Source organism: Blastomonas sp. (assembly GCF_030373265.1).
GTDB lineage: Bacteria > Pseudomonadota > Alphaproteobacteria > Sphingomonadales > Sphingomonadaceae > Blastomonas.
Genome location: NZ_JAUCZC010000001.1, coordinates 1 through 14118, shown reverse-complemented (window position 1 = coordinate 14118; position 14118 = coordinate 1). Strand labels below are relative to the sequence as shown.

The 14118-nt window shown below is 59.3% G+C and carries 17 protein-coding genes; 11 read left to right on the top strand and 6 right to left on the bottom strand.

The window, feature by feature from the left end; genetic code table 11:
• Positions 1-69 precede the first annotated feature (69 nt).
• Entirely contained in the window at positions 70-1905 is a 1836-nt protein-coding gene (pabB, locus tag QUV11_RS00085; RefSeq protein ID WP_300879873.1) for an aminodeoxychorismate synthase component I, read from the bottom strand.
• A 181-nt stretch (positions 1906-2086) separates the two neighbouring features.
• Between pabB and QUV11_RS00080 the strand changes: the two genes are divergently transcribed.
• Together QUV11_RS00080 and QUV11_RS00075 are read left to right on the top strand one after the other, a co-directional pair.
• The gene (locus QUV11_RS00080; RefSeq protein WP_300879872.1) at positions 2087-4021 is read left to right on the top strand and encodes a prolyl oligopeptidase family serine peptidase; all 1935 of its coding nucleotides are present in this window, start codon (positions 2087-2089) and stop codon (positions 4019-4021) included.
• A gap of 21 nt (positions 4022-4042) precedes the next feature.
• Positions 4043-5425 (top strand): L-serine ammonia-lyase, encoded by a 1383-nt coding sequence (locus QUV11_RS00075; protein WP_300879871.1) that lies wholly within the window; start codon positions 4043-4045, stop codon positions 5423-5425.
• On the opposite strand, the gene QUV11_RS00070 is transcribed toward QUV11_RS00075, so the two are convergent.
• A complete protein-coding gene (locus QUV11_RS00070; protein WP_300879870.1) occupies positions 5406-6650 on the bottom strand; it encodes a ComEC/Rec2 family competence protein in 1245 nt (414 codons plus the stop codon). The genes QUV11_RS00075 and QUV11_RS00070 overlap by 20 nt on opposite strands.
• A 10-nt stretch (positions 6651-6660) precedes the next feature.
• Here QUV11_RS00070 and QUV11_RS00065 point away from each other — a divergent pair, with 10 nt between their 5' ends.
• Both QUV11_RS00065 and QUV11_RS00060 read left to right on the top strand, forming a co-directional pair.
• The gene (locus QUV11_RS00065; protein WP_300879869.1) at positions 6661-8442 is read left to right on the top strand and encodes a recombinase family protein; all 1782 of its coding nucleotides are present in this window, start codon (positions 6661-6663) and stop codon (positions 8440-8442) included.
• 55 nt (positions 8443-8497) lie between these two features.
• Complete coding sequence (locus QUV11_RS00060; RefSeq protein WP_300879868.1) at positions 8498-8944, top strand: hypothetical protein; 447 nt, start codon at positions 8498-8500, stop codon at positions 8942-8944.
• 23 nt (positions 8945-8967) lie between these two features.
• Here QUV11_RS00060 and QUV11_RS00055 read toward each other — a convergent pair whose 3' ends face one another.
• Positions 8968-9141 carry a hypothetical protein gene (locus QUV11_RS00055; RefSeq protein ID WP_300879867.1) on the bottom strand — a complete coding sequence of 58 codons (174 nt, stop codon included), beginning with the start codon at positions 9139-9141 and terminating at the stop codon, positions 8968-8970.
• Between the two features lie 169 nt (positions 9142-9310).
• Here QUV11_RS00055 and QUV11_RS00050 point away from each other — a divergent pair, with 169 nt between their 5' ends.
• On the top strand, positions 9311-9622 hold the full coding sequence (locus QUV11_RS00050; protein ID WP_300879866.1) for a hypothetical protein: 312 nt from the start codon (positions 9311-9313) through the stop codon (positions 9620-9622).
• Positions 9622-9984: a DUF2958 domain-containing protein gene (locus tag QUV11_RS00045; RefSeq protein WP_300879865.1), complete on the top strand. Its 363-nt coding sequence runs from the start codon at positions 9622-9624 to the stop codon at positions 9982-9984. The genes QUV11_RS00050 and QUV11_RS00045 overlap by 1 nt, the downstream gene beginning before the upstream one ends.
• Positions 9985-10026: 42 nt before the next feature.
• Here QUV11_RS00045 and QUV11_RS00040 read toward each other — a convergent pair whose 3' ends face one another.
• Positions 10027-10584 (bottom strand): hypothetical protein, encoded by a 558-nt coding sequence (locus tag QUV11_RS00040; protein ID WP_300879864.1) that lies wholly within the window; start codon positions 10582-10584, stop codon positions 10027-10029.
• A gap of 120 nt (positions 10585-10704) precedes the next feature.
• On the bottom strand, positions 10705-11133 hold the full coding sequence (locus tag QUV11_RS00035) for a hypothetical protein (protein ID WP_300879863.1): 429 nt from the start codon (positions 11131-11133) through the stop codon (positions 10705-10707).
• A 181-nt stretch (positions 11134-11314) separates the two neighbouring features.
• Between QUV11_RS00035 and QUV11_RS00030 the strand changes: the two genes are divergently transcribed.
• The 3 genes from QUV11_RS00030 (at position 11315) to QUV11_RS00020 (ending at position 12245) form a co-directional block, all read left to right on the top strand.
• The gene (locus QUV11_RS00030; RefSeq protein ID WP_300879862.1) at positions 11315-11794 is read left to right on the top strand and encodes a hypothetical protein; all 480 of its coding nucleotides are present in this window, start codon (positions 11315-11317) and stop codon (positions 11792-11794) included.
• On the top strand, positions 11791-12042 hold the full coding sequence (locus tag QUV11_RS00025) for a hypothetical protein (protein WP_300879861.1): 252 nt from the start codon (positions 11791-11793) through the stop codon (positions 12040-12042). The genes QUV11_RS00030 and QUV11_RS00025 overlap by 4 nt, the downstream gene beginning before the upstream one ends.
• Positions 12043-12104: 62 nt before the next feature.
• Complete coding sequence (locus QUV11_RS00020) at positions 12105-12245, top strand: hypothetical protein (protein WP_300879860.1); 141 nt, start codon at positions 12105-12107, stop codon at positions 12243-12245.
• Here QUV11_RS00020 and QUV11_RS00015 read toward each other — a convergent pair.
• Positions 12242-13180 (bottom strand): DUF2971 domain-containing protein, encoded by a 939-nt coding sequence (locus QUV11_RS00015; protein WP_300879859.1) that lies wholly within the window; start codon positions 13178-13180, stop codon positions 12242-12244. The two genes, QUV11_RS00020 and QUV11_RS00015, sit on opposite strands and share 4 nt — an antisense overlap.
• Before the next feature lie 92 nt (positions 13181-13272).
• Between QUV11_RS00015 and QUV11_RS00010 the strand changes: the two genes are divergently transcribed.
• Together QUV11_RS00010 and QUV11_RS00005 are read left to right on the top strand one after the other, a co-directional pair.
• On the top strand, positions 13273-13539 hold the full coding sequence (locus tag QUV11_RS00010; protein ID WP_300879858.1) for a hypothetical protein: 267 nt from the start codon (positions 13273-13275) through the stop codon (positions 13537-13539).
• 37 nt (positions 13540-13576) lie between these two features.
• Positions 13577-14101 carry a hypothetical protein gene (locus tag QUV11_RS00005; protein ID WP_300879857.1) on the top strand — a complete coding sequence of 175 codons (525 nt, stop codon included), beginning with the start codon at positions 13577-13579 and terminating at the stop codon, positions 14099-14101.
• Positions 14102-14118 lie beyond the last annotated feature (17 nt).

Genomic DNA, 14118 nt, shown 5'->3' with positions numbered 1-14118 from the left:
CTGTATCCGCTGTGAACCAGCGCACAGGGCAATGTTCAGCCAATTCTGCAAGGCGATGGCCGGCGTCGATCAGTCGACCAGTTGGGCTCGCATCAACCCGCGCAGCGAGTTGCCGAGCCAGAACCCATCGGCAAGATCGTCTGTGTGCAGCACCGCCTCGGCCGCCCTGCCCTGCTCCAGCAGTTCGCGCCGCAAGACGCCCGGCAGCAGGCCTTGTGACAGCTTGGGGGTCAACAGCCTGCCATCGCGCTCGACGAACAGGCTGGTGAAGCTGCCCTCGGTCAGGGCGCCATTGCCATCGGTGAACACGACCTCGTCGGCGCCATGCTGCGCCTGAGAGGCTCGCCGCGGCTGGTCGTAGCAGGCACGATCGGTGGTCTTGTGCACAAGCCTGAGGTCGGCGGGCGACAGTTGCATGGGACAGATTGCCACGCGGAGCGGCTCGGCGAGCGGTGCGGGCGCAGCGCGCATCTCGATCGCGGTATCGCCGCTCGGCGCAAGCAGCAGGCGTATCCGGGTGGGCGCGTCGAGATAGAAACAGGCATGGTTGAGCGCATTGCGCACGGCGTGACGATCGAACGAAAAGCCCAATTCCGCCGCGCTCTCCTTCATCCGCTCGAGGTGCATCTCGAGCCGCAATATGCCCTGCGCGGGATCGAACCCCATGGTTTCGATCAGATCGAAATGCTTCGTCGCCGCCTTCAAGAACGCCCCCTTGACCAGACATTCGCGCCATTCGGCACTGCTGCTGGAATCTGCGACCACACCCGATCCCAGCCCAAGCGAGACCTTTTGCGCATCGCCTGCCAGATGCAAGGTGCGAATTGCGACATTGAAGGCGGCATCGCCCGGGGCCTTGCCACGATAGGGGTCGATCCGGCCGATCGAACCGCAATAGATCCCGCGCGGCCCGGCCTCGATAGCATGCAGCATCTCCATCGCGCGGATCTTCGGGGCACCGGTGATCGAGCCGCACGGAAAGATTGCGCGCACCACATCGATCGCGTCGAGCCCGTGCGCGATGGCCGCGCGCACCGTGGAGGTCATCTGGTGCACCGTGGGGTAGCTTTCGATGCGGAACAGATCGGTTACCCCCACGCTGCCAGGGACTGCGACCCGTGACAGGTCGTTGCGCAGCAGATCGACGATCATCAGGTTTTCGGCGCGATCCTTTTCGGAGGTTTCCAGCGCGCGTGCGGCATCGGCGTCGCGTTGCGGATCGCGGTGGCGCGGGGCAGTTCCCTTCATCGGCCGTGCGGTGACCTCTCCACCACGCAGCGAGAAGAAGAGTTCGGGCGAGAGGCTGAGCAGCCAGTCGGTGCCATCGAAGACCACCCCGCCATAGCCCGCCGCCGAGCCGGCCCGCAGAGCGCCATACAAGGCCAGCGGGTGGCCCGACATCGCCGCATGGTTCTGGAAGGTGAGGTTCGCCTGATAGATGTCGCCGCTCGAGATGCCATCGTGGACCCGGGCAAAGCGCGCGGCATAGTCCTCCTGCAGCATCGCGGGGCGAGCCGAAGCGAGATAGGCGTCGGCTGCCTCGCCCTGGCCGGCAAGCCAGTCGGGCACGCTATCCGGTGTCATGACGTCATGACCCTCGAAAAGTCCGAACCACGCCAGAGTCATCGGCGGCATGTCCGCCAGCAGCGGGCGCAATCGCGGCTCCAGCGCCAGCCCGGCCTCATAGGCAAAATACCCTGCGGCATGTAGCCCTTCCCGGCCCGCCGCCTGAAGCGCATCCAGCAGCAGGTCGAGTTCGCCAGCAGTGCGCGCAGAAAGGCAGCGCACCGGATCGGCATACAGCCGCGCGGCGCTGGCATGATCGGCCCGGGCGTCGTCCAGCAAAACGAAGGGCGCGCTACTGGAAGGGGTACGTTCTGGGGTACGGGCGGCGGTGCGGTCCATGCAGGGGCTTCTAGGACGTGGTGCAAGCACTGCCTAGGGCTAACGCATGGAGAGCGCCTGGAGCGCACTGATTGCCAAAAAGCCATCGCCCGCATAGAGCAGCCAGCAACGAGAACGGGAGAGATCGCGCATGGGCAGACGGAAATGGCGGGCAGTTGCACCGTGCCTGTGCGCTGTTTGGATGCTGACCACTATGGTGTCCGCCATCGCCCAGGAAAGCGCCATCGCCGAGCCTGCCGTGCCGCCGCCCGTCGCGATGCTGGCCGATGGCGTTCCGCCCATCCCGCTGTCGCTGGTCGCCGACACCCGGCCATATCTGGAGTACCGCACAGCCAGCTTTTCGGGCTGGCATCCCCAGGACCGCTCGATGCTGATCACCACGCGGTTCGGCAATGTCTCGCAACTCCACCGCGTCGCCGCGCCGGGCAGCGCGCGGCGCCAGATCAGCTTCGAGGAAGAGCCGATCTATCGCGGCAGCTGGTCACCCGACGGGTCGATGCTGCTGGTCGAAAAGGATGCTGGCGGCAACGAAGTTTCGCAGATCTACGCGCTCGACGTCGGCCGGATGACATTGCTGAGCGATGGCAAAAGCCGTCACACGCTGGGCCCTTGGTCGGGTGACGGCACACTGGTCGCGTTTGGCAGCAACATGCGCACCGGCGTGTATAACGATATCTATGTGATGGATCCGCGCGATCCCGCGTCGGCGCGGCTGGTGTTGTCCAGCGACAGCGGCGGCTGGGTGGCGATCGACTTTGCCCCCAACAGCCAAGAACTTTTGGTGTTCAACTATATCTCGGTGACCGATAGCCAGTTGCATATCATCGATGTGGCGAGCGGCGAGATCCGCAAGGTGACCCGCGATGCCACGCCGGTTGCGTACGGGACGCTCAAATTCGCGCCCGATGGCCAGCTTTGGGTATCGAGCGACAAGGATTCGGACGTGCAGCGGATCGGCGTGCTCGATCCGACCACGGGACTTTTCACCCCGATGATCGATGGAGAACGCTGGGACATCAGCAATTTCGATATTGCAGCCGACGGCAAGACCATTGCCTATGTCGTTAATGAGGCAGGCTTTTCCAGGCTTTACCTGTACGATATTGACAGCGGCGCCAAGCGTCCCGTGGCGGGGCTTCCCCCCGGGGAGATCGGGGCGGGCATGAAGTTCGCGCCATGGGGGACCTTGGGGTTCACGGTCTATTCCAACCAGTCGCCCGGTGATGCCTACAGTCTCGATCCGGCCACGCTGCGGATCACCCGCTGGACCGAAAGCGAAACCGGTGGACTCGACCCTGCCGACAACGTCCTGCCCGAACTGATCGAGATCCAGAGCTTCGATGGCGAGCCGATATCCGGTCTGCTTTACCGTCCCGACGCCAAGCGCCATCCCGGCAAACGCCCGCTGATCATGTCGATCCATGGCGGACCGGAGGGCCAGGCCACGGCAGGCTTCCTAGGTCGCAGCAACTATCTGATCAATGAGCTTGGAATCGCTCTGTTTTATCCCAACGTCCGGGGGTCGACAGGCTTTGGCAAACGGTTCGTCAGCCTGGATAACGGCCCATTCCTGCGCGAAAACTCGGTCAAGGATATCGGCGCGCTGCTCGATCGCCTCGGCAAGCATCCCATGCTCGATCCCAAACGCTTCGGAGTCACCGGAGGCAGCTATGGCGGCTATATGTGTTATGCCAGCGCCATTCGCTACAGCCGCAGGTTCAACGCCGCGAACTGCATCGTTGCGATTTCGAACTTCGTTACTTTTCTTGAAAATACAGAGGAATACCGCCGGGATTTGAGACGCTTCGAATATGGCGACGAGCGCGTGCCCGAATTGCGCGCCAAGCTGGAGGAAATCAGCCCGCTCACGCGAGTCGACGAGCTCAAGATGCCTTTGCTGGTGGTAACGGGTGCCAATGACCCGCGGGTGCCCGCGAGCGAGGCGGACCAGATCATCGATGCGGTGCGCTCGCGTGGCGGCGTCGCCTGGCATTTGCTGGCGCGCAACGAGGGCCATGGTTTTCGCCGCAAGGAAAATGCCGACTTCCTGTTCTGGACAACATTGGCGTTCTGGCAACGCCACCTGCTCGGCGCCAAGGGCCGCTCGGCAGACTGACCCCCAACACAAGGACACAAAATGGTCGCGTCTGTTTTCGACCTCTTCAAGATCGGCATCGGGCCGTCGAGCTCGCACACCATGGGGCCGATGGTCGCTGCCAACCGATTCGTCGTACGGCTGCGTGAGCTTGGGGTGCTGGACCGCGTCGTGCGGATCGAGACCAGGCTCTACGGATCCCTCGCGCTGACCGGCAAGGGCCATGCCAGCGACCGTGCCATTCTGCTGGGGCTGGCTGGGGAAGAACCGGTGAGCTGCGATCCCGACTCCGCCGACCGGCTGGTCGAGCAGATCCGCAGCTCGGGCGATATCCTGCTGGGCAAGCGCCACCGCATCGCTTTCGACGAAAACAGCGACCTGTTGTTTCTGCAGCGCGAGCGGCTCGACTATCATTCCAACGCGATGACGTTCACCGCATTCGATTGCGCCGGAGCGCAGATCGAACAGCGCGCCTATTTCTCGGTCGGCGGCGGCGCGGTGGTCGATCAGGATGAAACCGCAGCCAATGCCCCGGCCGCAGGCGGGCTGTGGGATCCGCCGCACGTCTTCGGCTCGGGCGCGCAATTGCTCATGATCGCCGAGCGCACCGGGATGTCGATCGCCGAGATCACCCGCGCCAATGAACTGGCTGCGTGCGATGCCGACACGCTGTCCGCCGGGCTGGCCAAGATTGCCGATGCGATGTCAGCCTGCATCGATCGCGGCATCCGCACCGGCGGCGAGCTTCCCGGAGGCCTGCGCGTGAAGCGCCGCGCGCCCCTGATCATGGCGCATCTGATGGCCCGGCAGGAACGGATGCTGTCCGATCCGCTCACCGTCATCGACTGGGTCAACCTGTGGGCGCTGGCGGTGAACGAGGAGAATGCGGCAGGCGGCAAGGTCGTCACTGCACCGACCAACGGCGCCGCCGGCATCGTGCCCTCGGTGCTGCGCTTCTACGACCGCTTTGCGCCGGGCGCGGACCAGGCCGGGGTCGAACGCTTTCTGCTGACCGCCGCCGCGATCGGCTCGCTGTTCAAGGAGAACGCCTCGATCTCGGGTGCCGAAGTCGGCTGTCAGGGTGAGGTCGGGGTCGCCTGCTCGATGGCCGCAGCCGGGCTGGTCGCCGCCTGGGGTGGTTCGGCGATGCAGGTCGAGAACGCTGCCGAGATCGGCATGGAACACAATCTGGGCCTCACCTGCGATCCGGTCGCGGGGCTGGTGCAGGTGCCGTGCATCGAGCGCAACGCGGTCGGCGCGGTCAAGGCGATCGAGGCGGCACGGCTCTCGATGATGGGCGACGGCACCCACCGGGTCAGCCTCGACGAGGTGATCGAAACGATGCGCCGCACCGGGCTCGACATGAACGAGCGTTACAAGGAAACCTCGCAGGGCGGGCTCGCGGTCAACGTGGTGGAGTGCTGAACCGGGCGGCGCGCTTCGCCTCCCGATCCGCCTCGCGCAGCGCCACCGCCCTGTCCCACCACGGATGCCCGCGATGATTGGCAGCCACGGTGCGCACTGCCCCCTGATCGAGATACAGCGCCAGCCCGCCGGTCCGTGCCAGCATCGCCCGATCGACCTTGAGCCAGCGCGGGCGGCAGCTGCGCGGAAGCCAGCGGGCGGCGATAACGATATCGGCCCGCCTGCAAGCTGCCGCGAGCGCACGCTCGGGCACCCGCTCGCGGTTGCGCCCGACCAGCGCGGTGAACGTCCGCGTATCCCCTGGCAGCGCAAAGCTGCAGAACTCGGCGCTGCAGCTGGCCTCGCGCCAGTCCTCCATCGCGGTCGGCTCCCCCTCGAACGCCGCGCTTTCGCTCAGCGTCTGCAGCGCAAAATCGCCGGTGCGCGCGCGCAGCACCACCATCTGGCCCTGCTGTCCGGTGATCGCGATATGCTGGCCATCGCCGGTGATCAGCAGATCGGGCACCGGTTGCAGGGCGACCAGCACGCTGGCCAGCGCGATCGGAACCAGTCCCAGCCAGCGCGCGCGGCTGCGCCAGAGGAACACCCACAACCCGCCAAAGATGAACAGCGCGAACGTCCAGGGCGGCATCTTGGGAAACAGCGTCACCGCGCCGGGTGCATCGGAAACCGCGTGCGCGAGCGTCAGCAACGCATCAAGCGCCGCACCGCACAGCCACCACAGTGGAGCGCCCAGCCCTGCGATGTCGAGCAGCAGCGCGATGGCCTCAAGCGGCATAATCACGAAGGTCGTCAGCGGGATCGCGATCATATTGGCCAACGCGCCATACAGCCCCCCCTTGCTGAAATGGTACAGCGCGATCGGCATCAGCGTGAACTCGATCAGCAGCCCGGTGAGGAACAGCATGGCGAGAAACCGCGCGAGGCGGCCCGGCCACGACAGGTCGGCCGTCGCCCAGCCGCGCATCTTCGGGTGATCATGCAACGCGATGATCGCGGTGACCGCTGCAAAGCTCAGCTGAAAGCTTGGCCCCATCAGCGTTTCCGGCCAGAAGACCAGCACCAGCATCGCCCCTGCCGCGATCAGCCGCGGTGACACCGGATCGCGCCCGAGCGCCAGCGCCGCGAGCACCAGCAGCGCCGCCGCGCACGAGCGGATCGTCGGAACCTCCGCGCCGGTAATACCGTTATAGGAGTTGGGATATTTTAACCCCTCCCAACGCATTGAGGGGACGATGACGCTACCAGCAACAATTTACGCGCGTTTTTCAAACGCCGAGCAAGCCCTAGGCAACAGCAAGGCACGCCAGTTGATCCTGTGCAGGGACATGATAGCCCGACGCGGTTGGCAGGGTTCAGCAGCCCGCGAGCTGGTCGATGAAGGCCTCAGCGCCTACACCGGGAAAAACAGGTCAGAGCATGGCCTCCTCTTCGCTTTTGAGCAGGAAGCAGAAGCAGGGCTTTATCGGAACGGGCACGTCCTGGTCGTCGAGAATTTGGACCGCATCAGCCGCCAAGGTTACGATGCGATCCTGCCTTTCCTGCAAAAGCTGACCAGCCAAGGCGTAACAGTCGCAACTGTGGATGGTGACCGGGTTTACCCGGCCTATGAGCGCGTCTCGATGACGAGCGTTATTGAGGCGGTGGTCAAGTCGGAACTGTCACGCGAGGAAAGCGAGAAAAAGAGCAAGCGCCTGCGCGCTGCGCATAACCGGAAGGTTGAGGTGGCACAGTCAACAGCTGGGCAACATATCAGTTACACCTCCACCGTGCCCGCTTGGTTGGACACAAAACGAATCACCAAGGCAGCAGATCGACCAGCCTACAAGATGACCCTAAACCTCAATCGGGTCGCCATCCTCCGCGAGATATTCCAGCTTACCATTGACGGGCATGGCACTCCGTCGATTGCAAAAATACTGAATGCGCGAGGTGAACCCGTCTGGAACCACCTAGGACAGAAAAGCAACAATGGTTGGACCGTCGGCTATCTGACCAAGCTAGTGCTGAACCGTGCGGTTATGGGGGAATACAACCCGATGAACCAGCCGCGCAGTGGTCCCATGACCAGCAAAGGCGTCGTCGTCCTCAACCATTATCCACAAGCCATAGACCCCGTGACCTTCGCAAAGGCTCACGCGGCACGGCAAGCCAGGAAAAGCACGAGTGGTTCATGGAAGAAAACCCACGACAACCTTTTTTCCGGCATCGCAAAATGCGGCGTTTGTGATGGTCGGATGAAGCTCGAAACAACGGTGAAGAAAGGTGCCCTGAGGCGATATAGCAAAACACCGCACCTCAAATATGTTGCAAAGCAGAGCTTCAGCTACCTGAAATGCCATAACGCCCTCAATCGAGTTCATGACGAGGAGCGAGGCATACCGCGCTGCACGAACCGAAATTGGGTCCGATACGAGAAACTGGAAAAGGCGGTTGTCGAACTCGTGTCAGGATGGCTTGCCCAAAACCAGTTAGGCGCTCCAACTGCCGACATCTCAGACGTTGAGGTGCAGGTTGCAGAGGCGAGGCGCTACCTGGAGGACAAGCAAGCCCAAGCAGCCAATGCCGCCGTTAGCTTCGTCAGGACCAACAGCGCCACAATGGAGCGGCTGATGCTTGAACTTGAGGCAGAGGCCGCAGAACAGTCCAAAGAGATAGCCTCGCTTGAAGCGCACCTGATGTCCTTGCGATCCTCCTCCCCTTCCCCGGATTTTCTCGCGCTAATCGACCACCAGCAGACTTCGGTGTTCTCAGATGATGCGGAAACACGAAATGCAGCCAGGGTTGCGATGAAGCAAACGCTCAACAGTCTCATCAAGTCGATGGAATGTGACACTGAGCGCAACATGCACATCGTAATTGGTGCCAATGCGCTGCGCTTGTCATACAATCAGGAAGGTGAGTTGATCGGAAAGGAACACGGTCAAGGCACAACCTTCCTTGGTCCCAATGGTGAGATCGACTGGCATCCTGATTTTCCCGAAGCCGAATACCAGATACACCAAAGCGCCTTATAGATGCTCTGGACAGCAGGGACGGAAATAGGACAGACTGCGAACAAAGGAGACAGCGATGGACTTCCAAAAGGAATTGAGTGAGATAACCCATCGCCTCGACACGACCGCAATCCTACCTCGCCATCAGGCAAGTGACCTCTTTAGGGCGTCGTTTGCAGCTGCATTTCCTACGATGCTGCAAGGCAAGACATATGGGCAGGCTTCAGGCGGCCTCACGATCCTCAACCAATCGGAGGAGGCATTTCGTGCCGAACTGCGGTCAATCGACAATGACCTTGGCAGGCAAATCGCCATTGTGAACGAAAGCCTGGATAACTGGTTTATAAAAGGCGACCAGCCAGCGCCCTACTATCCATGGCGTATCGCCGTCATTCTCGGCAAAGCCAAGCGCCGTGAGGAAGAAGCGGCATTTCTAGCGGCGTGGTGTCGCCACTTCGGTAAGATCGTTGGCGGGCGATATGAGAAGCTGGCCGACCGCGCCCGCAAATTAGGCGCACTCTAGACCTATCAAACCGCGCAGACCCCTTAGCGGGGCATTTGTAGCACCTCTGCACCAATGTGCAGGTTGAAGTGCCTACGCTTGCGCTCGCAGTAGACGCGCACATCATCAAAAGTGAATGCGAACGCATCATCTTCAAACTCTGCGTTACAGTCCAGAGTTTCAACAAAGGTTGCGAGCGCACTGAGATCGATCTGCATGGCGTGTGTCTCCTGTTCCATGCAAGGACATCAAGACATCACCTGATTCACCAGTCATCTACTTCCTGGCGCAACCGGCCACTCTTTTCCCTTCTCTCCGACCACCCTTGTTCTTGCTCTCCCAGCCCGAAGGCGCTTGATGTTCTTGTGGCAAAACAAGGAGAGCCACATGACAAGCAAGCAATATCCCCCAAGCAGTTTGGAAACAGCAGCCGTCGCATGGCAAGCCGTTCTCGAAATTCTCAACGGCGGTGCAGGGCAAAAAGGTCTGCGCGCAAAGGCCAATCGCATCCGCGAGGAAATCGGCACAAGCGGCCTGCGTCTCACCGTGCTTGAATGGGTAGATGAGATCGACGCCGCCTGGGCAGAGGTCAAAGACCAGTATGACCAGCCATTCGATTGGGAGTTCGTCCCCGCATGGATTGCCGAGAATATCGACTGGTCTGGTAAGCAGCCTGTTATCCACAAGGGAGGTGCATGATGGACTTCCTCAAGATGATCCGCCCCGAGGACGTTCAGCAGCTGGTGATGAACTGGCAGGAACAAGCGCCCCTCAAGGGCACAAGACAGGAACGAGACTTCACACCTGTGGTCAAGCTGTTCAACCCCTGTGGGTCAGGCACGTGGGTACTGACCGAACTCGAACCCGATAGCAGCCTGGCATTCGGCCTTTGCGATTTGGGCGTGGGAGAACCCGAGTTGGGTTATGTGTGCCTAGACGAACTAGCCAGCCTCAAGCTGATGGGTGGCCTGCGCATTGAGCAGGACTTGCATTGGAAGCCCACGAAAACGCTCAGCGAATATGCGAGCGAGGCTTCCCGATTGCGTTACATCAAAGGCTAAAAGCGGTGGAGCGGCTGATCGGTCTCAGCCGCTCCATCCTTATTAGGCTTTCTTGCGCTCAGCAGAGATCGGCGCGTCCGGCTTATGGCCCGCTTCCGCAATGATCGAATTGTCGGGGTTTTTGCCCCAGCGGTAACGTGAGCTAACAGCGCGCTTATCCTCAGCCGAAAGTTCTCCCCAGCCTTTCCGAACAGCCCAAGGCTTATCGGCATTTGAGGATGATGTGGTGCGCTTGCGGGCTGGCTTAGCCGTGCTGCCCTGCTCGCCTTCCAGCGCGGCCTTGATCTCCTCGTCCAAATCACCCGCCTCAACTGCGGCCTTCAATCCGGCAAGGAAGTCCTGAAAGCGATCAGCTGGAATATGGTTCTCAGCTTCACCACCAATCAGCACGGGATTGCCATTGATCTTTGGGGAAAACCGGATGGCATTGTTGCTGCCCAGCTTCCACGAGCGCGTGGGAGGTGTCTTTCCCTCATTGTGCTGTGCTGCCGCTTTGTCGATTACCGACACCATCTTCTTCCGGCCCTTTGAGGGGTCATAGACTGGTGCATCGAAATGAGTGCCCAGTGTGTTGTCGATGAATTCCAGAAAGCCTGCCATTTCGATCTCCACAAGTGTGATGCTGGCGCGATAGGCACACAATCTTAACCAGAGGTCAACAGCAGACAGCAAAAAAGCCCCGGTGACTAGCACCGGGGCTTGGGTTGAGGTGGCTTGCAGTTATGCAGGCTTTGCTTCCGCCTTCTTCTCCGAACGGGTCTTGCGCAGCTTTGCAGTGCGGGCAGTCTTCTTTTCATCCAGCGCAGCCAGCTGGCCGTCAAATTCTCCAGCCTTCAGCTTGTCCGCGAAATAGTCGAGCGCCTCAGCAAAGTTTGCCGCCGGGACGGTCATCTCGCGAACATCAGCCTTCACACCATCGACCTCATACTGACCGAGAACCAGCGGAGTGTTGCTGACCCTGAGAGTGAACTGCACCCGACCGCCATCGACGGATTTGAACGTCCGCTTGCCTTCCTTGTCCTCCGGAGTGTTGAAGAGGTGCTTTTGCTTGTCAATGTTTGCAAGTGCGACCTCCTTTGCACTGCGCTGCGCGGAAGCTGCTGCCTGGGCGTTTGCAGGAACGAGCAGCGAGGGGTTGAACTTAGCCATTGTGAGTTACTCCGATCTTGCCAGCTGCACTATTGCGCCGACATCATCGTAAAAGACATCGCCCGACTCCTGCGTCATCCACTCTTTGGACTTGATTTCACTCTTTTCCGGTGACGCGGACTCACTGCAAAATCTGAGTTAGCCATCTGCGTAAATAGGGGGTCAGGAAAGGAGAACTACAATGACCGACCACTATCCCTACAAGTTCAACGTCACGACACTGGAATACGACAGAGTGGCAGAATACCTTCATACCTTAACACCGGACAGATACACCATCGCTCGACGAGAAATGGTGGGTGATCTCACCATTGATGAGTGGCGAGAGATAAAGCGCATTACTGTCGAGCAAGAAGCGCGTGAATGCGGTGATTACCATCGCATCACGGATTTGATCGAGCGAATTGCCCTGCTATCCACGGATAGCAATGAGAAGGTTGCGGTCACCGTGCTAGGCTTGCCGACCAACATCAGCCGCCGGCTGCTAAACCGCGTAGCCATTCAGGTTGGTGTCTCGAATGCAGGGATCACTAGAGAAAACTATGCGGCTGAGCTGGCGCGAGGCGTCGAAACCTACCTCATCCAGTTCAAATCCAGCGATGATGCGATCATGTTCAAGCTGGCCATGTGGAAGCCGCCCGGCGAGGATGCTCGTCCGTGATAAAGCCCCACGCAGCATTTGATGTTCAAACCACACTTGCGAGGGTCACGCGCCTCCGCGTCGATACCCGACAGCTCAACGAACGTGAGGTGCAATTCACTATCGGCTATCGCTGGAACCTGACCTTGGATGAGGATCAACTAAAAACGCTATGGCAGGAAACAGATTGCGACAGTAGGTTCAAGGACGTGTTCGACAGCCTCAAACCCAGATGCCTCACCTATGCACCCTTGCAGGCCAACCGATGAGGGAGCCTCCCTATAAGGCTTACCTGAACTTCGACCATAAAAGCCGACCATGGCGATCCCAATTGCCTGAATGGCTGGACGAAAATGCCCGCACCGACCATTTCCTAAATGCCTACCTATGCCGCAATCCTATCCGGCCCAAGATCGTCGTCGTCCTGAACGACCGCACCACCGCGATCATGCTCAAGCTGGCGCTGGGCTAATCCTTCTTTGGCGGTTCGTCGGCTTGTATCTCGGCAATTGGTCCAAGGTCTTCAGTGTCGGCATTATCGTCATCCCAAACGATGTCCTTGAACATCAAGAATCCTGGCTCGCGGATTGCCAATGCGTCAATTTCCCGCCTATCAACCTGTTGGCGACGAAGGCCGAAGCCCTCATCCTTTGGAAGCACTTGCCAGATTTTGATTTCCGGGTTGTCGTTTAGCAACTTTACAATGCTTTTGATGACACTTGAATTGCAGCGATATCCAAAAAGTATAGCTGTTGTTCGGAATTGAACTTCCGCTACACCGCTTTTGAATCGCCGGTCACGCCACTCGCGCTCATAACGCCACTCTTTTGACTTCGTGTAAAAGTACGTTTGAAAGACCCGATCCTTGGCATCTGTTCGCTCCTGAACTTTCCAACGGTATAGGTCGCTGGTTTTGACAGCGCGCGGACCTTTGTAATCCACCTTCCCCAAACACGGATGTGGGATGTCACGAGTGTCATATTCAATGCAAATGCCTCGGTGCTCGTCTGCATAGTGCGACCACATCAATCCACTTTGCCAGGTAGCAGACAAAGAAAGCACTCCCTCTGTACCCAGCTCCTTATCCAACTCAGACTTTATATCCCGTGCCAACATTCGCATGAGGTAGTTTTCAACGTCCGGGTCCGTTCTAAAATCTCCATATTCCGTTGACATGTAACGAAGGTATCCAATCCGCTCTCGAGCATCGTCCTCAGTCTCATCTCTCATCAACATTCGAAACAGAAGCCGCTCCAAATGGGTTCGATCGATATCCATGTCGATTGTTGGATCGCAGTCCAGTGGGTCATTGAATGTGGAAGGCTTGGCATAAAAAACCTCCGCCTCGGTTATCGCCCGGAGGGTGTTCACCCCAAACGGTTTATATTTGTAGAGCTTGTCCGGCATCGCCTCCCCCACGAGTAACATTCGAAAAAGCAGAAAGCAGGCATCGGGCTAATGGGCAAGCCGTGTAGGCTACGTGGTCCCTTAAATACAGCATGACCTCGCCCATTATCCTCACCCTCGCGCAAGCCCGCGACCTACAACAGCAGATCACCGCATGGCCATCCTCGTGGCATTTCCTCCTCGCCATTGAACGACCGGAAAAGCCCGACGCGATTGGCGATCCTGAGCGAATGACAGCCGGGTTGAGGATGGTGCAGCTGAGTTGCAGTGACGACCATATCGCGGAGCAGCTGGGCTGGAAGATTCCCTCCGGCCCATTGAAGACGATCCACCGGATTATCCGCAAGCAACTTTCCTAACGCTTCCACGGTGAACGGCCGTCCGCTATAACGGCGCATGGCCACAATAACCGATCCCGCGACAGAACTTTCAGATGTCGCCTCAAACCTCCTCGACAGCACCAACACAAAAGGCGGTGCTTACCTCGCAGAAAAGTTTGAGGTGGAACCTTGGTCAGCTGAATTCTACAAGATTGTAGCCTGTATTTTAGAACGTGCCGATCTGGTCTATGACATTGTGGTCGCTTCCGACATGAAGCCGATCAACCGCGACAAAGCGGCAGAAGAGATCACTGCGTTTAAGAATGGATTTGCTGGATCGGCTCTTTTTAACGTCTGGAACCACGGCAATGGTGGACTTCCGGCTATGAGGGACCACGGTGCTCGGTTAGGGTTCTTGGAGAAAACAGTCAGACAAGTTGTAAGCTATCCTGAACTCGAAGAACACGAGCGAAAAGAAATGATCGCTCTGATTAATGTCTATATGGAAGAGTTGCAGGATAGCGACGAAGGGCCAGCGTTTGTGAGACAGGCCATCATGGATGTGAACCGCACCGGGTTTCCCGGAGGCTGTTTGGTTTAAGTTACGCAGCCATGGGC